Source organism: Ensifer sp. D2-11 (assembly GCF_054161295.1).
This window is the reverse complement of sequence record NZ_CP096434.1, coordinates 689791-710676: the sequence shown is the minus strand read 5'-3', so window position 1 is coordinate 710676 and position 20886 is coordinate 689791. Positions and strand designations below refer to the sequence as shown.

The 20886-nt window shown below is 63.0% G+C and carries 20 protein-coding genes and 1 pseudogene; 8 read left to right on the top strand and 13 right to left on the bottom strand.

Going from position 1 to position 20886, the window contains the following annotated elements:
* Positions 1-131 precede the first annotated feature (131 nt).
* Complete coding sequence (locus M1D34_RS20475) at positions 132-1118, top strand: YihY/virulence factor BrkB family protein (RefSeq protein WP_498784062.1); 987 nt, start codon at positions 132-134, stop codon at positions 1116-1118.
* A gap of 8 nt (positions 1119-1126) precedes the next feature.
* Here the strand turns inward: M1D34_RS20475 and M1D34_RS20470 are convergent, their stop codons facing one another.
* Positions 1127-2680, bottom strand: coding sequence for a PQQ-dependent sugar dehydrogenase (locus M1D34_RS20470; protein WP_498784060.1), 1554 nt, complete (start codon positions 2678-2680; stop codon positions 1127-1129).
* Positions 2673-3125 (bottom strand): DUF2231 domain-containing protein, encoded by a 453-nt coding sequence (locus tag M1D34_RS20465; protein ID WP_498784058.1) that lies wholly within the window; start codon positions 3123-3125, stop codon positions 2673-2675. Before M1D34_RS20465 ends, M1D34_RS20470 begins: the two co-directional genes overlap by 8 nt.
* 252 nt (positions 3126-3377) lie before the next feature.
* Here M1D34_RS20465 and M1D34_RS20460 point away from each other — a divergent pair, with 252 nt between their 5' ends.
* Genes M1D34_RS20460 through M1D34_RS20435 form a run of 6 tightly spaced genes read left to right on the top strand, consistent with a single transcriptional unit; the run spans position 3378 to position 10032 of the window.
* Complete coding sequence (locus M1D34_RS20460; RefSeq protein WP_498784056.1) at positions 3378-3959, top strand: cytochrome c oxidase assembly protein; 582 nt, start codon at positions 3378-3380, stop codon at positions 3957-3959.
* Positions 3950-5074 (top strand): c-type cytochrome, encoded by a 1125-nt coding sequence (locus M1D34_RS20455; protein ID WP_498784054.1) that lies wholly within the window; start codon positions 3950-3952, stop codon positions 5072-5074. Before M1D34_RS20460 ends, M1D34_RS20455 begins: the two co-directional genes overlap by 10 nt.
* The gene (locus tag M1D34_RS20450; protein ID WP_498784052.1) at positions 5071-6054 is read left to right on the top strand and encodes a cytochrome c oxidase subunit II; all 984 of its coding nucleotides are present in this window, start codon (positions 5071-5073) and stop codon (positions 6052-6054) included. The genes M1D34_RS20455 and M1D34_RS20450 overlap by 4 nt, the downstream gene beginning before the upstream one ends.
* A 3-nt stretch (positions 6055-6057) precedes the next feature.
* Positions 6058-7131 carry a sodium:calcium antiporter gene (locus M1D34_RS20445; RefSeq protein ID WP_017275096.1) on the top strand — a complete coding sequence of 358 codons (1074 nt, stop codon included), beginning with the start codon at positions 6058-6060 and terminating at the stop codon, positions 7129-7131.
* Entirely contained in the window at positions 7131-9653 is a 2523-nt protein-coding gene (ctaD, locus tag M1D34_RS20440; RefSeq protein ID WP_498784050.1) for a cytochrome c oxidase subunit I, read from the top strand. The genes M1D34_RS20445 and ctaD overlap by 1 nt, the downstream gene beginning before the upstream one ends.
* A 7-nt stretch (positions 9654-9660) precedes the next feature.
* Positions 9661-10032, top strand: coding sequence for a hypothetical protein (locus tag M1D34_RS20435; RefSeq protein WP_498784048.1), 372 nt, complete (start codon positions 9661-9663; stop codon positions 10030-10032).
* Positions 10033-10035: 3 nt separating this feature from the next.
* Here M1D34_RS20435 and M1D34_RS20430 read toward each other — a convergent pair whose 3' ends face one another.
* The 7 genes and pseudogenes from M1D34_RS20430 to M1D34_RS20400 form a co-directional block, all read right to left on the bottom strand.
* Positions 10036-11094 (bottom strand): LacI family DNA-binding transcriptional regulator, encoded by a 1059-nt coding sequence (locus M1D34_RS20430; RefSeq protein WP_003532415.1) that lies wholly within the window; start codon positions 11092-11094, stop codon positions 10036-10038.
* A 105-nt stretch (positions 11095-11199) separates the two neighbouring features.
* Positions 11200-12480, bottom strand: a complete 1281-nt coding sequence (locus M1D34_RS20425) for a D-tagatose-bisphosphate aldolase, class II, non-catalytic subunit (protein WP_498784045.1) — start codon at positions 12478-12480, stop codon at positions 11200-11202.
* A gap of 2 nt (positions 12481-12482) precedes the next feature.
* On the bottom strand, positions 12483-13424 hold the full coding sequence (locus M1D34_RS20420; RefSeq protein WP_498784043.1) for a tagatose kinase: 942 nt from the start codon (positions 13422-13424) through the stop codon (positions 12483-12485).
* A gap of 23 nt (positions 13425-13447) precedes the next feature.
* Positions 13448-14411 (bottom strand): annotated as a pseudogene (locus M1D34_RS20415) (ABC transporter permease).
* Positions 14408-15919 carry a sugar ABC transporter ATP-binding protein gene (locus tag M1D34_RS20410; RefSeq protein WP_498784042.1) on the bottom strand — a complete coding sequence of 504 codons (1512 nt, stop codon included), beginning with the start codon at positions 15917-15919 and terminating at the stop codon, positions 14408-14410. Before M1D34_RS20410 ends, M1D34_RS20415 begins: the two are co-directional and overlap by 4 nt.
* A 101-nt stretch (positions 15920-16020) precedes the next feature.
* A complete protein-coding gene (locus tag M1D34_RS20405) occupies positions 16021-16911 on the bottom strand; it encodes a substrate-binding domain-containing protein (RefSeq protein WP_498784041.1) in 891 nt (296 codons plus the stop codon).
* A gap of 157 nt (positions 16912-17068) precedes the next feature.
* Entirely contained in the window at positions 17069-17446 is a 378-nt protein-coding gene (locus M1D34_RS20400; protein ID WP_498784039.1) for a GFA family protein, read from the bottom strand.
* 222 nt (positions 17447-17668) lie between these two features.
* On the opposite strand from M1D34_RS20400, the gene M1D34_RS20395 reads away from it, so the two are divergent.
* Positions 17669-18043 carry a DUF427 domain-containing protein gene (locus tag M1D34_RS20395; protein ID WP_498784038.1) on the top strand — a complete coding sequence of 125 codons (375 nt, stop codon included), beginning with the start codon at positions 17669-17671 and terminating at the stop codon, positions 18041-18043.
* Positions 18044-18127: 84 nt separating this feature from the next.
* Here the strand turns inward: M1D34_RS20395 and M1D34_RS20390 are convergent, their stop codons facing one another.
* The 4 genes from M1D34_RS20390 to M1D34_RS20375 form a co-directional block, all read right to left on the bottom strand.
* Positions 18128-18667: a dioxygenase family protein gene (locus M1D34_RS20390; protein ID WP_498784320.1), complete on the bottom strand. Its 540-nt coding sequence runs from the start codon at positions 18665-18667 to the stop codon at positions 18128-18130.
* Positions 18668-18740: 73 nt separating this feature from the next.
* Positions 18741-19211, bottom strand: coding sequence for a DUF6644 family protein (locus M1D34_RS20385; protein ID WP_498784036.1), 471 nt, complete (start codon positions 19209-19211; stop codon positions 18741-18743).
* Positions 19205-19729, bottom strand: coding sequence for a hypothetical protein (locus tag M1D34_RS20380; RefSeq protein ID WP_498784034.1), 525 nt, complete (start codon positions 19727-19729; stop codon positions 19205-19207). Before M1D34_RS20380 ends, M1D34_RS20385 begins: the two co-directional genes overlap by 7 nt.
* Before the next feature lie 249 nt (positions 19730-19978).
* Positions 19979-20869, bottom strand: a complete 891-nt coding sequence (locus tag M1D34_RS20375; protein ID WP_498784032.1) for an SDR family oxidoreductase — start codon at positions 20867-20869, stop codon at positions 19979-19981.
* Between the last annotated feature and the right edge of the window lie 17 nt (positions 20870-20886).

The following is a 20886-nucleotide window of genomic DNA, read 5'->3' as shown; positions in this document are numbered from 1 at the left end:
GGCGCGATGCCGAATAGCGGAGATCGCAAGGAACAAGGCATCGCTTAGCGTGTTCGAATGCCATCCGCGATCGCCCGGCGGTAAGGCCGATCAGGGGCACGGCGAACTTTCGAACGCGCGAGGACAATCAGATGAAATCCGGTGACGCAAAGAGGGGAACCGACGAACAGGCACAAGAAGCGGGCAGGGGACGCGCGGCCGACAGCCCGGGCGAAATTCCCGCGAGGGGCCTGCGTGACGTCTTCTGGCGCGTGGTTTCACAGATCAGCGAGGACAGGATTTCGCTCATTGCCGCCGGCGTCACCTTTTATGTGCTCCTCTCCGTATTTCCAGCGCTCGCCTCGCTCGTTTCCATCTATGGTCTCGTTTCCGATCCGGCCACGATCGCAGAGCAGGCTACGTTGCTCGCGGCCGTCGTTCCGGCGCAGTCGCTTCAAATGATGACCGATCAATTGGAAACCCTGTCGTCGCAGAAAACCTCCAGCCTGAGCTTCGGCTTCATAGCCGGACTGCTCTTCGCGCTCTGGAGCGCACGCAACGGCGTGGGGGCGCTCTTCGAGGCGATGAATATCGCTTACGACGAGACCGAAAAGCGCAGCTTCATCCGGCTGACTCTGTTGAGCATCGGCTTCACGCTGGCCGGTTTGATCCTGACCGCCGTCCTCATCGCGGCCATCGCGGTATTGCCGGCAGTGCTGGCCTTTCTCCACCTGGAACTGGAAGGTCTGCTCAGATTCGTACGCTGGCCCGTGATGCTGTTGCTCATAGCGGCGGGTATCACCCTGATCTATCGCTACGGTCCGAGCCGGGAGCCAGCCAAACTCAGGTGGATTACCTGGGGTGCGGCCCTGAGCACGATCTGCTGGCTCGTCGCATCCCTGGCGTTCTCGTATTACATCGACAATTTTGCGAACTACAATGCCACGTATGGCGCTCTCGGCGCGCTGATCGGCTTCATGCTCTGGATCTGGATATCAACCATGATCGTCATCATCGGTGCTGAACTCAATGCCGAGCTGGAACATCAGACGGCGAGGGATTCAACGACAGGGCGGCCCAAGGAGCTCGGGAAGCGCGATGCCTATGTCGCCGACACGGTCGGCGACGCCGAGGATTAGATCGCGGATTATTGCTGTTGCTCCGGTGATCCCTGTTCCGTAGCCCTCGGCAGAGTAGCGGGCGCGACATCGGTCTGCGGCGGCTCCGGAGGCGTGGCACCAGCTGCGGGAGGAGCGGCCCCTCCGGCTGTTCCTCCTGTCTCACCCGCCGGTGGGCTGGCTTCGCTGGTGACCGGGCTATCCCTCTGACCGTCCGTACCGACAGGGCCCGGCGTCACCCTGCCGTCGGCTCCGGCGACGCGCCAGACGGTGTTGCCGGCGTCGTCGGCAACGAGCAGCGCTCCGGTCCCGTCGATCGCTACGCCGACCGGACGACCGCGTGCCTGATCGCCTTCGATGAAGCCGGTCACGACGTCCTGAGCCTTTCCTGCCGGCCGGCCGCTTTCGAAGGGGACATAGACGACCTTGTAACCGTTGAAGCTGCTGCGGTTCCAGCTCCCGTGCTCGCCTATGAAGGCGCCGTTGGCGAAGGGCTCCGGCAAGGCGGAGCCGTTGGAGAAGACCAGACCCAGGGCGGCGACGTGGCTGGAAAGGGCGTAGTCCGGCGGGATCGCTTTCTCGACCATGTCCGGCCGCGGCGGATGGACCCGCTCGTCCACATGGGCGCCGAAATAACTCCATGGCCAGCCGTAGAAGGCGCCTTCCTGCACCGAAGTCATGTAGTCCGGCACGAGATTCGGCCCCAGTTCGTCACGCTCGTTGACGACCGTCCAGAGCACGCCGGTCTCGGGATGGAAGATCAGCCCGTTCGGGTTGCGCAGGCCGGACGCGAAGACGCGGGCCGCACCCGTTTCCCGATCTACCTGCCAGATTGCAGCACGGCCTTTCTCGGCCTCGAGCCCGCGCTCGGCTACGTTCGAGTTGGAGCCGACGGAGGCATAGAGGTAGCGCCCGTCGGGGCTGAGGGCCAGGTCCTTGGTCCAGTGATGGTTGATCGGGCCACCCGGAAGGGGCGTAAGAACCCGCGGCTCGCCGGTGATCTCCGCCTGCCCGAGCTGGTAGGGGTAGGCAAGGATTGCATCGGCTGCCGCCACGTAAAGCGTTCCGTCGTGCCACGCAACTCCGAAAGGAGAATGGAGCCCTGTCAGCAGGTCGTGGCGTTCGTCCACCGTTCCGTCGCGATCGGTGTCGCGGAGCAGCGTGATCAGGTTGCTTTCCTTTTCGGGTCCGGCACCACCGCCATGGGCCATGGACATGACCCAACCTCGGATCATGTCCTTCGGACGCTCTATCGGCTTGCCCGAGGGTTCGCGCGATTGAACGACGAGAACGTCGCCGTTCGGCAGCGTATGGACGGTCCTCGGATTGGCAAGGTCCTTCGCGTAGGCGGCAATGACGAGATTGTCGGGGACGCTCGGTGTCTTGCCGTCCTGCCAGCCGACGACCTCGGCGACTTTCATGTCCGGCATGAGCTCCGATGTCGTTTCCGGCAGGACCGGATCGGGGCCGATCTGCTGAGAAACATCGAAATCCGCGCCGTCATCGCTGCAGCCTGCGAGCGCCAGGAGGAGAAGGCCGGTTCCGATGAGGAATCTTGCACCCAAGAAGGCAGAGCTATTCATAACCGCTCACTCCGGATTGCCTGCGAGGGAAGGTGGCGCGGCCAAGCAAAGCGAAGAGGATCGTCAGAAGCACCGTCGCCGCGGAGAGGATCAACCCGTAGGGCACCACAGCCGTCCAGCCATCGGCGGCATGGACGAGGTTGTTGACGAAGGCGAGGCCGAAGACGAGGATGTAGCCGACGACATGGAGCCAAACCGCCCCTTGCCTGCGTCGCTCCCTTCGAAACAGGAACTCCAACACACCGGCGAGACCGGCGATCACGCCGGCGATGATACCGGCAAAGAGCAGCCAGGCGGAGAAGTTCTGCCACATGATATGTCCCGTCTGCCAGAAGGCGATATCGGTCAGAAGGGCGAGCGTAAAACAGACGACTGGAAACGGCACGAGCAACGAATGGACCGGGGTGGTGGCGGTCGCGGCAGTCGATGCGGAATTCAGGCTCATCGGCGCCTCCTGTTCGGTCGACGGTTGAAACCTCGGGCCTGCCTATTTGTTCCGTGAGCGGTCGCGTCGGGCGGCTCGGCCGGCTTCGCAACCACAGGAGGTGCGGATTGGAACCATGAAGCACCCCAAACAGTTTCGCCTTGCGACACAGTAACTCGATGCCGTGTTTCGACCGGTCGCCTTCGCCGGCGACCTTTCTGAAACCTGACCGTAGCGGTCTTGGGTCAGCCGCTCGGAGGACTAGGGGGAGTGATGGGGCCGTTGGCGACGCATATGGCAGTGCACATCCTGCTGATGAACCTCGCCGCGCCCCTGGCTGCATTCGCAATGGCGCGGGTTCGGCCGCAGCGGCGGGAAATCGCCGGGCGAGCCCTGGCGCTTGCGACACTTGCGCAGATCGCCGCCCTCTGGGCCTGGCATGCGCCGCCTTCTCTCAACCGGGCACTGGAATTTCCCACGGTTCATTTGCTGATGAATGCCAGCCTGTTCCTGACCGCATTCCTATTCTGGCGGGCGGTCCTGCGTCTTCATGGTCAACGCTCCTGGCAACCGATCGTCGCCCTTCTGATAACCGGCAAGCTCTATTGTCTTCTCGCCGTGCTCTTCGTCTTCGCGCCGAGAGCGCTCTACCCCGCTTTCGCTGCATCCCACGCGGCACATGCGACCGGAGCCGTGAGCGCCTCTTTGGCCGATCAGCAGCTCGCGGGGCTTATCATGCTGGTCGCCTGTCCGGTGACCTATGTTCTCGCAGGGATCGTGATTGCCGCGCGCTGGCTTCTGACGATGGAGAGAGACGAGGCCGGATCCAGAACAGGTGCAGCAGCGTGGACCTGAGAAACCTGCACTGGACGGCCGTTGCGAAAATCGCCGTGCTCGGCGCCGTGCTGCTCGTGGCCGCGGGCGTCGTGTTCGTCTGGTCCGGGGTCTACAACGTCGCGGCCTCCAAGGACCATCTGCGGATTACGACCTGGATCCTGACGCTGATCCGCGAACGATCGATCGCCAACCGAAGCTTTACGATCGAGGTTCCGCCGCTCGATGACGACGGCATGATCCGACTCGGCGCATCCCATTTCGAAGGTGCGTGCGTAGCGTGCCACAACCGCCCCGGCGAAGAGATAAACCCGATCGTCAGCGGCATGCTGCCCCCGCCTCCGGATCTGATGGACATCGGCAAGCGCCGCCCGCCGGAGGAGATCTTCTGGATCGTCAAGCACGGCCTCAAATATACCGGCATGCCCGCATGGCCGAATACACGGCGCGACGACGAGGTCTGGGCCGTCACGGCATTCCTCGCGAGCCTGCCCGCAACGGCAGGCAATTATCCCGAACTGGCAGGCCTCACGCGCAGCCAGGCCAGTAGCGATGAGCGATCCGTGGGCGGCAGCGCATTGACCGCCTGCGGGCGCTGCCATGAACGCGAAGGCACAGGCACGAACGGCGACCATATCCCGCGGCTGGCGGGGTTACCGGAAGCCTATCTCCTGCGCAGCCTCCAGGAATATGCGAAGGGGACCCGCCCGAGCGGTGCCATGGAACCGGTCGCCGACCTTCTGTCGGAGGACGCCATGCGGGAGCTGGCAGCGCATTATTCCGCGCTTCGGCCAACCGCCGGAAATCAATCGGCCCCTCCTGATCCCGAGCAACTCAGGCGTGGCGAAGCCATTGCCAATCGCGGCATCGCGCATCAGGGCGTACCGGCCTGCCTGAGCTGCCATTCCGGACGTCAATCGCAGCAGTTTCCGGTGCTCGCCGGCCAGCATGCCGAGTACATAGAGGAGCAGATACGGCTCTGGCGGCGCGGAGGGCGGATCGGGACCCCCTATGGGAGGATCATGACGGCGGTTGCCGGCGCACTGGACGAAGCGCAGATCGAAGACGTCGCTGCCTATCTGGGTTCACTGCCTCCGGGAAGCGCCACCGCTCCGATGACGGAGGTGAACCGATGAGGCTCGCCCGATATTTCGCGGCGGCGAGCTCTCTAGCGCTGCAGGGCTGCGCCGGGCTGCAGTCCGCCCTCGATCCTTCCGGCGCGGAAGCCGAGCGCATCGGCACGCTCAGTTGGCTGCTGGTCCTCTTCTCGACCGCCATTCTCGTCGCGGTCTGCCTGATCACGGCGGTCGCGCTTTTCGGCGGCGAGCGCTGGCGTGCCCGCATCGCGGGCGAAAGGATAGTCATCGGGGGCGGTCTCGTTTTCCCGATCCTGGCTCTGAGCGTCCTGCTGATTTACGGCTTCTACCTTATGTCACCTGGTACCACCGAGGCCCGCTCGCAGGGCGCATTGCGCATCGAGGTCGTGGGCGAGCGCTGGTGGTGGCGGGTGACCTATGTGGACGAGACCGGACGTCGCATCGAGAGCGCCAACGAAATCCGGCTACCTGTCGGGCGGCCGGTGGAATTGGAACTGACGTCGGCAGACGTTATTCACAGCTTCTGGGTGCCGCGGCTCGCCGGAAAGCTCGACATGATCCCCGGCCATACCAACACGCTGACGCTTCAAGCGACGAAGGCCGGTATCAGTCGCGGTCAATGTGCGGAGTATTGCGGCGGGCCACATGCCTTCATGTCCTTTTACGTGATCGCCATGCCGGAAGACCAGTTTTCGTCCTGGCTCGCAGGCGAAGCCGGCGACGCCTCGGCTGCGAAACAGGATCAGGCCGCAGGGCAGGCGCTTTTCCTCTCCTCCGGCTGCGCCGCATGCCACCGGGTCCGCGGCACTGATGCCCGGGGTACGATCGGCCCCGACCTCACGCATGTGGGCAGCCGGCACTCGCTTGCCGCCGCCACGCTCGAAAACGACGTCGCCGCCTTCGTCCGCTGGATCCGCGACGGCCAGCACGTGAAGCCGGAAAATCTGATGCCGCCATTCGAAATCTTCACCGACGACGAATTGCGGCAGCTCGCCGCCTATCTGGACCAGTTGAGGTGACCTATGCTTGACTTCGCCGGCCTTGGACTTTGGCTGAATCTCGCGATTTTCGCGGGGGCGGCCGTGGCAGTCTGGATGGCAGGAGTCAAAATCACTGGTTATGCCAATGCGATCAGCGAGAAGACGGGAGTAGGCCAAGCTTTCATTGGCGTCGTGCTTCTCGGCGGCATCACTTCCCTGCCGGAGCTGGCGGTAGGCGTGACCTCGTCGCTCAGCGGTGACGCCAGTCTCGCGGTCAACAGCATCCTCGGCGGCATCGCCATGCAGGTGGCGATCCTCGCCCTTGCCGACATGCTGATCGGCCGGCGGGCACTGACCTCGGTCATTCCCGACCCGGTCGTCATGCTGCAGGGCGGCTTCAAAATCCTTCTCCTGTCGATCGTCGCTGCCTCGATCGTGGTGGGCGACGTGCCGGTGCTTTTCTCGGGCGTGTGGATGTGGCTGCTTGCAGCGGTCACGGGCTTCGGCATGTGGGTCCTGTCACGGACGCAGCGCGACAGGCCCTGGATAGCGAATGACGAGGAGGTCACGCCGGAGAAGGAGGAAGAGAGGGCGCGGAAGGAGGCCGAGGACAGCAAGAAGAAATCGCTGCGTGAGGTGGGCTGGGCGACTGCGGGCTGCGGCGCCGTCATCATCGTCGCAGGCTATCTGCTGTCGCGTTCGGGAGACGCGATCGCCGAAGCGACCGGACTCGGCCAGAGCTTCATCGGTGCGGTCCTCGTGGCGATTGCCACGTCGCTGCCGGAAGTCAGCACGGTGTTCAGCGCCACGCGTGCCGGCCTCTATACCATGGCCATGTCGGACATCTTCGGCACGAACCTCATAGATCTCTCCCTTCTTTTCATCATCGATGTCACCGGAGGTGCCGACGCGGTGATGAACGGCGCCGGGCGCTTCGAGGCGTTCGCAGCGCTGATCGCGATCACGGTCACGGCGATCTTCTTCATTGGACTGGTCGAACGGCGGGACCGGACAATCCTCAGGATGGGTTACGACTCCTTTGCGGTCCTCAGCGTTTACCTGGCGGGGCTGGTCGTCCTCTATTTCCTGCGCGACACTGGCGGTGGAGGCGGATGATGGAACTGCCAAATCCCGATCCCCGGCCCGAAGGCGAGGTCCGCGAACTGGAGCGCATCTGGGCGACGCCGCGCGGTTGGCGGCTGGTGACGGCTGTCAACAATACGGTGATCGGTCTTCTCTATCTCGGCGTCGCGTTTCTCTTCTTCCTGATGGCCGGTCTGCTGGCCGTCATCATGCGCACGCAGCTCGCCCTCGGCGACAATCGCCTCGTCGACCAGGACCTCTACAATCAGATGTTCACGGTCCACGGCACGACGATGATGTTCCTCTTTGCGGTGCCGGCGGTCGAGGCGCTCGGCGTCATGCTGCTGCCGCAGATGCTGGCGGCGCGCGACTTGCCCTTTCCGCGCCTCAGCGCCTTCGCCATCTGGGCCTATGTGGTCGGCGGGCTGGTCTTCTTCTCGACCATCTTCTACGACCTCGCGCCGAAAGGCGGCTGGTTCATGTATCCGCCGCTGACGCTCATGGAGTATTCGCCGGGTGACAACGCCGATTTCTGGCTGCTCGGCATCGGCTTCATCGAGATTTCGGCGATCGCCGGGGCAGTGGAGATCGTCGTTGGCGCGCTGAGGACGCGGCCGCCGGGCATGTCGCTCGCCAAGATGCCGATCTTCGCCTGGACGATGCTGATCTTCGCCAGCATGATCATGTTCGCCTTCCCGGCGGTGATCCTGGCGACGATGATGCTGGAGATCGAGCGGGCGTTCGGATGGCCCTTCTTCACAGCCGCACTCGGGGGAGATCCGCTGCTCTGGCAGCATCTCTTCTGGTTCTTCGGGCACCCGGAAGTCTACATCATCTTCCTTCCGGCCGCGGGCCTCGTCTCGATGATGGTACCGACGATGGCCCGCACACCGCTCGTCGGCTATCACCTGATCGTCGTCGCCTTGATCGGCACCGGGTTTTTCAGCTTCGGGCTCTGGGTCCACCACATGTTCACGACAGGCATTCCGGCGCTGAGCCTCGCCTTCTTCTCCGCCGCCAGCATGGCGGTCGCCGTTCCCTCGGGCATTCAGGTCTTTTCCTGGATCGCGACCATCGCTGCGGGACGGGAGCGCTTCCGGATCACGACCGCATCGCTGTTCATTCTCGGCTTCCTGTTCATTTTCACCCTTGGCGGGCTTACCGGCGTCATGGTGGCCATGGTGCCCTTCGATCATCAGGTACACGACACCTATTTCGTCGTTGCACATTTCCACTACGTGCTGATCGGCGGTTTCGTATTTCCGCTGTTTGCGGCGATCTATTACTGGATGCCGCTCTTCAGCCGCCGGATGCTCTCGGAACGGCTGGGCCGGTGGGTGTTCTGGCTGATCTTCATCGGCTTCAACGTGACGTTCCTGCCGATGCATCTGACCGGACTCAGAGGAATGCCGCGGCGAGTTTGGACCTATCCCGGCGAAATGGGCTGGGACACGCTGAACCTCATCTCCACGGTGGGGACCTATGTGCTTGCCGTCGGCGTTCTCGTCTTTCTGGTGGATCTCGCTGCGAAGTTTCGCCTCGGGAATGGGCCTCAGGAGAACCCTTGGGGCGCGGGCACACTGGAATGGCTGCCGAACGACGTCTACTCGACCCGAAGCATTCCCCACATTACCAGTCGCGAACCGCTCTGGGACCGGCCGAGCCTCCCTCAGGAGGTACGCGACGGCCATCACTATCTTCCAAACGCTCCGACCGGCTGGCGAGAAACGATCGTGACCTCGCCGATCCATGCCCGTCCGCAATATGTCATCCAGATGCCCGGTCCCGGCTGGCCGCCTTTCCTCGCGGCCGTCTTCACGGCCGCGTTCTTCCTGCTGCTGACGGTCAAGATGGTGACGATCGCGACCATCTGCGGAGTTCTCGCCATCGCCTTCATCCTAGTCTGGGCCTGGGGGCTCGACCCCGGGCCTTCGAAAGGCATCATCGAAATCGCCAAGGGCGTCCGTCTTCCCACCTATATGAGCGGCCCGACGTCGCACTCCTGGTGGGCGATGGTGGTCCTGATGTTCGTTGCGGCGTCCCTCTATCTCGCCTATGTCTTTTCCTACCTGTTCCTCTGGGTCGTCTCGCCGGAGGTCTGGGCACCGATCGGTTCCCCGGAACCACCGCCGCTTGGCTGGCCCTTGGGGTCCGCGGCGCTGCTTCTCGCCGGCTCGGGTATCCTATGGCTTGTCAGCCGCAGGCTGGGCGTGTTCTCGGCGTCGCGCGTGGCAATGTCGGTCGCTCTGCTTCTTTCGCTCGCCTGCCTGACGGGTGCGTTCGCACTTGAACTCCGGGGACACTTGGCGACCGGCTTGAGCCCCGAGGGGAACGCCTACGGAGCCATGGTTTATCTCGGCGCCGTTCTCTTCGCTCAACTCGTCTTCGCCCTGGTGATCATGGGGCTGTTCGCGATGGCGCGGCATCTGGCCGGGAAGCTGGATGCCGTCCGGCGGGTGACCTACGACAGCTACGCGCTGCTCTATCACTACACCGTCGCCCAGTCGCTGCTGGGCCTCGGACTGATTCACGGCTTCCCGCGGCTGATCGGATAGGTGCGTCATGAACGATCCAGTCCGCGAACCACCCATCGCCGGCGCAATTCTCTTTCTTCTGGCCGGGCCGATCCTTTGGGGCGGACATCTGCTTGCTGTCTACACCTTCCACGCCGTGGCATGCGCCGCCGGGGGACCGTGGGCGACGGCCATCGTTCCGGGATCCATCGTTGTGGCCACACTCGCCGCGGCCGGAGCACTCCTGCTGGCCTTCTCGTTTCCGGAAAAGCTCGCGCAAGCGCTGCGCTGTGCCGACCAGGGAGACGACCAGCCCTTCCTGATCCGTGCGGAACGCCTTCTGACAGTCCTGGCCCTGACGGGTGTCCTGTGGACCGGTTCGGGAGCACTCGCGCTTGCGCCATGCGCACAGTTCAGGTGATATCTAAGCCGAACCGCGCAACATGATCTCCGCGCTAAGCAAAATGCGTTCGTCCTCCCGAAAGGCTTCGCCGTTGCCGGATGTTTCGCCGAGCTTGAACAGGAGCAGTTCGATCGCCAGCCTGCCGATTTCGTTGTAGTTCTGCGCGACCGTCGTCAGTGGCGGACAGGTGTAGCGGGACAAGGGATGGTCGTCGTGGCCGGCGACCCTCAGATCACTGTCGGCATCGCGCCCGACCTTGAGGCCCGACTGAAACGCAGCCGCAATGACGCCGAAGGCGACGCGGTCGTTGGCGCAAAGAACGGTTTGCGTCGGGAAACCGCCCTTGGACAGGATGCGGAGCGTCTCGTCGAAGCCGAACTTCTCGAAGTCCCAGGAGGCATATGCCGTCGTCTCCACGACCTCCGGTTTCATCTTCAGTTGCCGCATGGCCTCGACATAAGCGTCCTGGCGCGCCATGGCGTTGTTGTTGACCGGGGGCATGCCGAGATAGCAGGGCGGCCCGCCCGAACGGCAGAGATAATCGACCATCAGCCTGAAGCTCTGCCGGTTGTCGGTTCCGACGAAGGAGGAGCTGTCGTCGAGCGGCGAGTCGACATAGATCAGCGGGATGCTTTGTCCCAGCGCACTCAGCTTCTGGTGATGCGACTGAACACCGAGCGGCGCGATGATCGCGCCGGCGACGTTCATCGACTTGAAGGTTTCGATCGCCCGTTCTTCCATCTCGGGCCTGCCGTCCGAGGAAAGGACGAAGGCGAGGAAACCGGCCTGATCGGCAATGTGCTCGATGCGGCGCGTCAGCGCCATGTAGAACGGGTCCGTCGAGTTGGGCACGATGACCCCGAGAATATTGGTGCGGCGGCGGTTCAGGTTGACGGCGAAGATGTTCGGCCGAAAACCCGACTGCTTTATCGCCGCCTCGATGGCGTCGCGCGTCTTCTTCCGGACCGATGAGGGATCGTTGAAATATTTGGAGACGGTGGGGCGCGACAGGCCGACGAACTCCGAAAAATCCTCCATCGTCTTGATCTGTCTCGTCACGGTCGAAGCGTCCCCGCTCATCTGATTTGTTCTTCCGGAATATTCACCGATCACGGCGCTTCCGCTAGAGCGGGTTGAGGAAAAGTGTGCGCGGTTTTCCGCCCGCATCCCGCTCTAACTCTTGATCTAGACCCGGCACGCTGCGAAATAATCCTGCAGAACAGCGTCGACGGCGGCAAGTGCCAACGGCTTGGCCTGCGGCGCGACCTCGCCATTGCGAACGCGCGCGTAGCTGCCGGCGAGAAACTGGCTGACCAGCGTTTCCGGGATCGCGACGCCGTCGAGCAGAGACATGAGTTCGTCAACGGCTGCAGCGGCCCTCGGATGCGGCCAGTAGTAGCGTATGCGGTCGCTATAGGAGAAATGCCGCTGGAGGCGCTGCTCTTCCGCCGTGCCGTGGTAGTATTTTGCCCAGTTCGCCGGTTCCTCGCGCATCACCGCTTCCGTGACTTCGGCAAGCGTCCGCTCACGCGCAGCCGGAAAGAGAAAGGCAGCGATCTGGTCGAGGCCGTAGAGGGCTTCGCGAAGAGCAAAGGTGAGGCCGGGTCCGACCTTCAGGATCGCGAAGCCGTCGGCCACCAGTTCGCGAAGCGCATCCGGCGTCTGGTAATCGGTGGAATGGGCCTCGAAGACCATCCCGTGAAGTTGGCCCAGAGTGGCGCTGAGCTTTTCGGCCCTGGCACGATCATAGGCAATGACGTTCTCGTTGCCGAATTCCACGCCCGGCTGGACGACGGCGCCCACGACGCGGCTGAAGGCCCCGGCGGCGCCGGCCTCCTCGAACGCCGCGCGATGGACGCGCACGGTCTCGATGGCAGCTTCGGGAGCAGTCACCTCGAGGGTGTCTAGCTCCTCGAGCGCGCCGCCCGGTATCGGGACTTCGGTGCCGATGATGTAGACCGGGAGTACGCCCCCACGGCCGCCGACGGCATCCTCGGCGACGACCGCCAGCCGCGCCGCGCGGGCCGCCGTCGTGGCATCGGGCAACGCCGTCGGTTCGCCGGCGCATCCCATGCTGGTGTCGAGATGCAGCTTGGTGAAGCCGGCTTTCGCATAGGCCGTGATCATCGCCTCTGCCTTGGCCATCGCCTCGTCGGCGGGGAGATGCTTCCAGGGATTGGGGCCGAGATGGTCGCCGCCGAGCAGGATCTTCTCCCGGGGGAACTCGATCCGGTCGGCGATGGCGCCGACGAAGCGGGTGAAATCCTCAGGCGTCATTCCGGTATAGCCGCCGTCCTGATTGACCTGGTTGCAGGTCGCCTCGATCAGCACCGGCGTTTTCTCCCGGCGCGCTCGCAGCATGGCGGCTTCGATGACGAGCGGGTGCGCGGAACAGATCGACGGTATGCCGCGCGGACCGGGACGCTCGCTCCATCGGGCGATGTCGATGAGATGGTTCTCTTGCATGATCAGGCCTGTTGCTCGCTGATGAATCGTTCGAGTTCCGCGCGTGTCGAAGCGCCTTCCATCGGGCCGAAATGCATGACGGCGCGGGCGCCGGAAGCGGCGGCGAATTCAAGGGCCTCGCGAGGGCTCGCCCCGTTGAGCCAGAAGCTGACGAAGGTGGCTCCGAAGCAATCGCCGGCCCCGGTCGGATCGACCTCCTCGACACGGAAGCCCGGCAGGGAGAGCGCCGTCACCGCATCGAAATAGCTGGCGCCTGCGGCGCCGCGTTTGACGACGACGGCTTTGATGCCGGATGCGAGGAGTTCCGCGACCGCCTGACTTTCCGTCGTTGCTTCGGTGAAGAGGAAGAGTTCGTCTCCGCTCGGCAGGAAGAGGTCGGTCTCGGCGAGCACCGTAAGCAGCGCCTCGCGCATACCGGGGCTTTTTAGGATTTCGGGGCGAAGATTCGGATCGAAGGAGACGGTGCCCCCGCCGGCCTTAACGGTGCTGATCGCGGCGAGAATGCTCTCGACCACGCTCGGCGCGTAGAGCGACGAGCCCATGACATGGATGTGGCTGCATTCGCCGACGAGCCGGGTCATTCGGTCGTCGAGCGTGATCTTGCCGCAGGCGCTGTCGCGGATGTTGAAGACGAAAGCGCGGCTGCCATCGGGCCGGTAGCGGACGAAGGCGCTGCCGGTCGTGGCGAGCGGATCGACCTCGATGCCCGAAATGTCGACGCCGTCGCCCTTGAGGCGTTCGAGGTTGACCGTGCCGAAATCATCCCCTCCGACGCGGGAGATGATCGCGCATGGCTGACCGAGCTTGCCGGCCTGGTCGATGAAGATGGCCGGTGCACCTGAAGGGAAGGGGCCGATGAGCGGCGTCGCCTGGCGGAACCCGTCACCCTTCTCGGTCGCGATGATCTCGACGAGAATCTCGCCGATCGTCAGTATCTTATGCATGTGGATATCACTCGTGACGGGGTTCAGCGCTTTGCCTGCTTGGCACGGACGTCGAGCCAGACAGCGACGAGGATCACCAGTCCCTTGACGATCAGCTGGTAGAAGTAGGGGACGGAGAGCATGTTCATGCCGTTGTTCATCACGCCGATGATGAGCGCGCCGATCAGCGTGCCGACCATGGTTCCGACGCCTCCCGCAAGGCTGGTGCCGCCGAGAACGGCCGCGGCGATGGCGTCAAGCTCGTAGCTCATGCCCGCATTGGTCTGTGCGGAAAACAGGCCGGAGGAAAGCAGCACGCCGCTGATGGCCGCCATCACGCCGGAGATCATGAAGATCAGGATCTTCAGCCGGTCGACCTTGATACCGGAGTAGACGGCCGCCTCACGGTTGCCGCCGGTCAGATAGGCGCGCCGGCCGAAGCTCGTCTTGCTGAGCACGATCTGATTGATGACGAAGAGGACGGCGACGACCCAGATGATGATCGGCAGTCCCAGGAAGCTCTCGGTGCCGATTGCGGTCCAGGTTTCGTTCTCGATCATGGCCGGCGCGCCGTTGGTGGGCAGGCTGACCATGCCGCGAGTAGATACCCATGGTCGCGACCGTGACGATGAAGGACGGCAAGAGCAGCTTGGCCGTCAGCACCCCGTTCAACATTCCCATCAGGGCGCCGGCGGCGAGCGTCAATGCGATTGCCGGCACAAAACCCATTCCGAAGGCAAAGCATTGCGCCCCGACCATTCCTGCCACCGCGATAATCGAACCGACGGAAAGATCGATCTCGCCGAGCAGGATCACCCATGTCATCCCGAAGGCAGCGATCGCGACAACGGCGACCTGCTGCAGGATGTTCATGAAGTTGACAACCGTCATGAAGCGCGGGTTGAAGAAGGAAAAGACGATGCAGAGCATCACCAGCGAAAGGAAGATGCCGCCATATTGCTTGAGAGCCCGAACCAGGGCGGCTTTGGCTGCTGTGTTCTGTGTCATGATTGAAAACCTGTCGCGTGAGCCATGATCGTCTCTGGAGTGAGGGCAGAGCCTTCAAGCGTGGCGCCGGGCGCGCCCTCATGCATGACGACCACGCGGTCGCTCATTCCCAGGATTTCGGGCAGGTCGGAGGAGATCAGCAGAATTGCCGTTCCCTCGGCCGCCAGCTGGCGGATGATCTTGTAGATCTCGAATTTCGCGCCGACGTCGACGCCGCGGGTCGGCTCGTCGAGGATCAGCACCTTGGGTCGCGTGAGCAGCCATTTGGCGAGCACGATCTTCTGCTGGTTGCCGCCGCTGAGCGCCCCCGCCGGCGTTTCCAGCGAGTTCGTCTTGATCGAGAGCTTCCCGACCTGTTCGGATGCCGCCGCCCGCTCCGCCCCGTTGCGGATGAAGCCCAACCCTCCGGCGAAGTCTGAGAGAGCCGCCATGGATATGTTCCACTCGACGCTATGGCCGAGGACGAGGCCCTCTTCCTTCCGGTTCTCCGTCACGAAACCGACGCCGCGGGCGATGGCCTCGTCCGGGGAACGGAACCGCACGACCTCGCCATCGAGGCGCACCGTGCCTGCGGCGCTCTTCATGCCGAAGAGCGCGTTCATCACCTCCGAGCGGCCCGAACCGACAAGCCCGAAGAAGCCGAGGATTTCACCGGCGCGCACGTCGAAGGAGACGTCCTGAAACTCGCCTTCGCGCGTCAGCCGGTCGACCGCAAGGACCGGGGCCCTGTCCGCCGCCACATGATGCACCGCCGGCGGGTAGATTTCGTCCATGCGGCGCCCGACCATCAACGCGATCAGCGTCTCGATGGTGACCTCGTCGCGCGCATGCGTGGATACATATTCGCCGTCTCTGATGACGGTGATGTCGTCGCTGAGCCGCATGATCTCTTCCATGCGGTGCGAAATATAGATGATCGCGACATTGCGCTTCCTCAGCCGGCCGATGATCTCGAAGAGGATCTCGGCCTCGCTGTCGCTGAGCGAGGAAGTCGGCTCGTCCAGAATGACAACCTTGGCATCATGGCTCAGGCCTTTGGCGATCTCGACGAGCTGTCGCTGGGCGATCGAGAGATTGCCGACCTTCTCCGTCACGTCGATGGGAAGTCCGAGGTCGGCTACGATCCGGTGCGCCTTCGCGACGAGCGCCTTGTCGTTGATGAAGCCGAAACGGCGCGGCTCGCGCGTGGCGAGAATGTTCTCAGCGACCGTCAGATTGTTGCAGAGGCTCAATTCCTGGAAGACGATCGCCAGCCCGAGGGAGGCGGCCTCCTGCGGGTTGGCGGGCCGGTAGGCCTGCCCGTCGAGAACGATCTCTCCTGACGTTGCCCCGTGCACGCCGGCGAGAATCTTCATCAATGTCGATTTGCCGGCGCCGTTTTCGCCGAGCAGCGTATGCACCCGGCCGCGCCGGACTTCGAGCCGCATCCCCTTGAGGGCGGCGACTTGCCCGAAGGATTTGGTGACATCGGTGATCTTGAGAATGGTATCCGTAGCGGAACCATGCATGGCGGGCCTCCTTCAGCCGGACCGGAGCGTATCCGGCACCATGCGCCGGATACGCTCGTGGTATGCCGCCGCCCCGAGGCGGCAGCCGTCCTGGGAGGGACCTATTTCCCGGTATAGACGCCCGGTACGATCGGCTGCTCGGCCGGTACCGTCTCGCCGGCGACGACCTTTACGGCGGTGTCGATCGCCTGCTTGCCCATCTGGTCCGGGAATTGCTGGATCACGCCGACCATCACCGGATTGCCATCGACGGCATCGCGCGCTTCCTTCATGCCGTCGAAACCGATGACCTTGACCTGCGATTCCAGTCCGGCGGCCTTGACGGCAACGGCCGCGGCAAGGGCCGCATCGTCGCCGAAACCGAAAATGCCGGTAATGTCGGGATTGGCCTGCAGCATGTTCTGTGCGGCAGCAAGCGCCTCGGCGCGGGTGATGCCCGTCTGGGTCGCGACGATCTCCATTTCCGGATGCTTGGCGATCGCCTCCCTGAAGCCGTTGACGCGATTGACCACCGACTGAACGGTCGGATAGTCGATAATGGCGACCTTGCCCTTGTTTCCGAGAACCTCGGCCATGAGCTCGCCCGCCTTCACGCCGCCGGTGAAATTATCGGTGCCGATATGCGACGTCACCGTCGCGCCATTGGCGGGAACGTCGACGGTGATCACCTTGATGCCGGCTTTTTCCGCCTTTGCGATGGCGGCGCGTACGCCCTGGCTGTCGACAGGCGAAATGACGATCACATCAACGCCCTTGACGATGAAGTCCTCGACGTCGGCGAGCTGCTTGTTGAGGTCCTGATTGGCGATCGCCACCTCGAGCGCGACGTTCTTCTCCTTGGCTTCGGCTTTCATCGCCTCGGCGAGCTCGATGTAGAACGGGTGCTGCTGGGTCAGGAGCGATGCGCCGATGCCGTCGGCGAAGGCGCCGGACGCCAGCAATGTGAGCGCGGTGCCGGCGACGAGAGTTTTGAGAATGCGGGGCATGTTCATGGTTTCCTCCCTTGGAAACGGCGGGCCTTCAACGTTTGCAACCAGGCAGGCAGGCCCTCCCGTCCCTGACCTTGGCAGGGAGTAAACATCACAAAACTTATCGCGCGTCAATTTTAAAAAGTACACATACCAATAAAAATAAGCGCACGAGAAAATATTAGCTGGAGCTTCGATCCCCCGGATATTGCGGCACCGGAAGGGGAGGCAACCAGCTCTCGCGCCGGACGACCCAGATCTCGTATTGCGGATTAAGAGCGGCCGGGGCGTCGTCCAGCGAACCGACGCGAATTTCGGTTTCCTCTTCTCCCGGGTTGAAGAGCCGCGATCCGCAGTCGGGGCAAAAGCCACGGCCGGCGAATATCTTGACGTCGCCGGAGCTCTTGAAAGCCCGGGTCGGCCAGACGGCGAAGGTCACGAAAGAGGAGCCGCTTTCCTTGCGGCAGTCCGCACAATGGCAAAGTCCCACCCGCAAAGGTTCTCCGCTCACCTCATATCTCAGCGCCCCGCAAAGGCACCCGCCTGTTCTCGTAATCATCTGCTGGCATCTCCAATCTGGCTGGACTTCGAGCGGGATCGAGGAAAGGCGCATGCGCGTTCCGCCCGCATCCCGCTTCAACTCTTTCAAATCTCCGATGTTTCATGATTTTGTTTTGGCCGGACAGGAAGCCATCCCAGCCGTCGGGGCGATGCGGCCCTTGGGGAGCGGGCGGCGTGACCCTATCTAAGAGGCGGTGCAACCACCTGAAGGCGAAGGCTCATGTCAGACAAGCCGATCAGAATTCCAGGCCCCGACCATCCGATCACTGTCGAACGCAATCCCGGACGCGTCGTCGTCAAGCTCGATGGCCGCGTCGTAGCCGATACGCGCGACGCGCTCACATTGCGCGAGGCGTCCTATCCGCCCGTGCAGTACATCCCCCGCAGCGACGTCGACATGTCGCTGCTTGCGCGCACCGATCATGGGACCTATTGCCCCTACAAGGGCGATGCGTCTTATTACAGCATCGCAGCCGGTGGCGAGCGCTCGAAGAATGCCGTCTGGACCTATGAGAATCCGCATGACGCGGTCCGTGAAATCAAGGACCACATGGCGTTCTATCCAGACCGAGTGGACTCGATCGAGGAAAGCTAGCGGCAGGACCCCGTTAACTCGGCAAGCGCCGAATGACGGCTTCCGGCATCGCCGAAAGCCGCAATCGTTAACGATGCACGGCCTTCAGAGGCTTGGGACGACGAAGTCGAACCTTCCAGTGCTCCGGTCATCGTCGAGCGCCATGACCAGCCTCGGATCGAACAGCCTGTCACCGTGGTTTCTAGGATGGTCGGGAAAGTAGAGCTGGGTAGTCAACACCTCGCCGCCTCGTGGTTGCACGCGGACATGATAATGGGCCGTGCGGAACGAATAGTGCTGCGTCAGGATCGTGTCGAAACCCCACCGACCGGCATCATCGGTAAACTGATAGGCGCGCCAGCGATAGCCGTCGTTGTCATATTCGCCACGCTCGTCTGCATGCCAAATCTCGACCATCGCCTCCCGCACGGGCCGGCAGCCGGTATCGAACACAAAACCGCGCAGGGAAAACCGACGTCGCGATCCGGCATCGGCCGTGAGATCGTTTCTTTGCGGCGCGTTAGGGCGATAGAATGGACCTTGCGTCTGCTGCGGCGTGGACTCCGATCCCGTTTCGCATGCAGGCGTGAGAGGGAGTGCCGAGAGCTGCGCCCAAACATGGGCGGACGATCCGGTGAAAATCATTGCTGGCGGTGCGGCCAGCAATGACTGTAGGACAGTTCTGCGCGTCTGTTTCATGGGTTTGGTCCCTTGCGCATCAATTTGTGAAGGCGATCCAGCGCCCCGCGAAGATAGCGCTGATCCAGATCACCATGGACGAAATGGCGCTCAACCGCATCGCTGTCGACGGCGCTTTGTCTTTCCGTTTCGCCATTGCCCGCCGGAAAGCGAATACATTCACCAGCCCTGCCGCCAGGAGCAGCACCTTGAGCTGGAAGGCCGGGTCCGCGATGTAGGCTCCACCTCGGATGGAAAACAGCATCATGCCGGAAATCAGCGCGAGCGCCAGCCCGAAAGCGGCAACCGGCACGCATGTCGCCAACCCCTCCCGCCAACGATCCGCCTTCCACAAGCCCGCGGTTCTCAGGTCGGAGCTGACGATTGCACCTACGAGCAAGCTGATCCCGACGATATGTGCAGCGTTGACCGAGGCATAGGCAACCCGGCTGGCGCGGAGATAGCCGATCTGCGACGAACCGGCGACAACATCGAGGATCTCAGTCAGCATTCTTTGACCATATAGCTCATTGCGACGGTACGGCTCTCCACCTCACCGTCCGGCAGCTGCAGCCACTGGACGTTGAGTTGGCGTGGCGGGTCGCAATTCCGTACAGCGACCGCAGCAATCCGGTCTCCTCTAGCGATGCGGTCGCCGAGCGATGAATATTGAGTCGTCGGCGGCAGTTCGAGGACAACAGTCTGTCCAACGACGTCTTCAGGAACCGTCAGCGATTGCGCGTCGAGAAAGCTGGCTGCAGGACCAAGGTCGGGCAGGGGCGCAGGCATGGACAAATCGCTGGAGATCTCGACGGTAAGTTCGGAGTGTGGATTGCCGAAATACGCCTCGACCACCAACCCCTCGACCCAGACGGGTTTGGCGAGATCGTACCGCCCGTCGAAGCCGTGATGGGCTCGCGCGACGCCGACCAGGATGAGGCCCAGAAGCAACCCTACTCCCACGGTCCTTCTCAATATCTTGCCCGCAGTCAAGGCGCCGACGGCTGGAAACCCTTTCAAGTGCATCATCGTTTCCTTTGGCTATGTCCAAGGTGTTTCGCCAGCGGAAGGCTGCGCACCCTTTGTTCACGCAGAGCGAAAAGCGTTGGCATGTGTCGGCGGTGGCGTCGGGATGCGGGGCTGGCCGGCACCGCCGGGGACGAACCGATCTCGATGACCATCACTCTTGGCAGCGGCACCTCCGCGCCCAGATGTCGGGCGACGGAAGCCATGATATCGTTGACCACCTCGCGGAAGCAGATCGCTACCGCACGCCATCTACGCAATGCCACCATTCGCGTATACGACTTGACCGTGCACCCAAGAGGCATCGCCACTGCACAAGAGCGAAATGACATTGGCGATGTCGTCCGGCTCGCCGAGCCGTCCATGCGGCGTGCGATTTACAAAACCAGCGAGCTCCGCTTCAGTTTTGCCGTCGGTGAACAGTGTCGTGTTGACCACGCCCGGAGCAATCGCATTGACGGAGATGTTCCGTCCCGCCAGCTCCTTCGCCAAAACGGTGGCATACAATTCCTGAGCCATTTTCGAGGCCGCGTAAGGTCCGTAGGTTTCCGTGCGAAACCTGGTGATGGTGGAGGAAAGGGCGAATATCCGGCCACCGTCGCGAACGCGCCGCGCCGCTTCGCGCAACGTGTGGAAGCTCCCGAGGATGTTGACGTCGAACATGTGGTTGACGTCTTCGTCGGACATATCGGCGAAGGGCGCCAGATGCATGACCCCGGCGTTGGCCACCACGACGTCGATGCCGCCGAACGCCTCTTCGCCGGCATCGAACAGCGCTCGCACGGCTGCGGGATCCCGCACATCCGCCTGCCGCCAAATAGCCTGGCTTCCGCTGGCCTCGATGTCGCGCGCGACCTGGGCTGCCAGATCCCTGTTCGCCACGCAATTTACGACCACTCGATAGCCGTCGCGGCCTAGCTGTCGTGCCGTTGCCGCACCTATTCCTCTGGACGAGCCAGTTACAAGTGCAACTCGTGGACTGCCGGCAGTTCCCGGCACCGTTCCGTCCGGCGTGGCCGCGGACTGTGCTTGAGCCAAGCCTGCCATGGCGGCCGATGTGGCAAGAACACCAGCTCCGGCAAGCAGCTTGCGCCGCGACACCGCATTGGTACCCGACACATTCTGGTTATCTGTCATTTTCATCTCCTTTTCGGCGATTG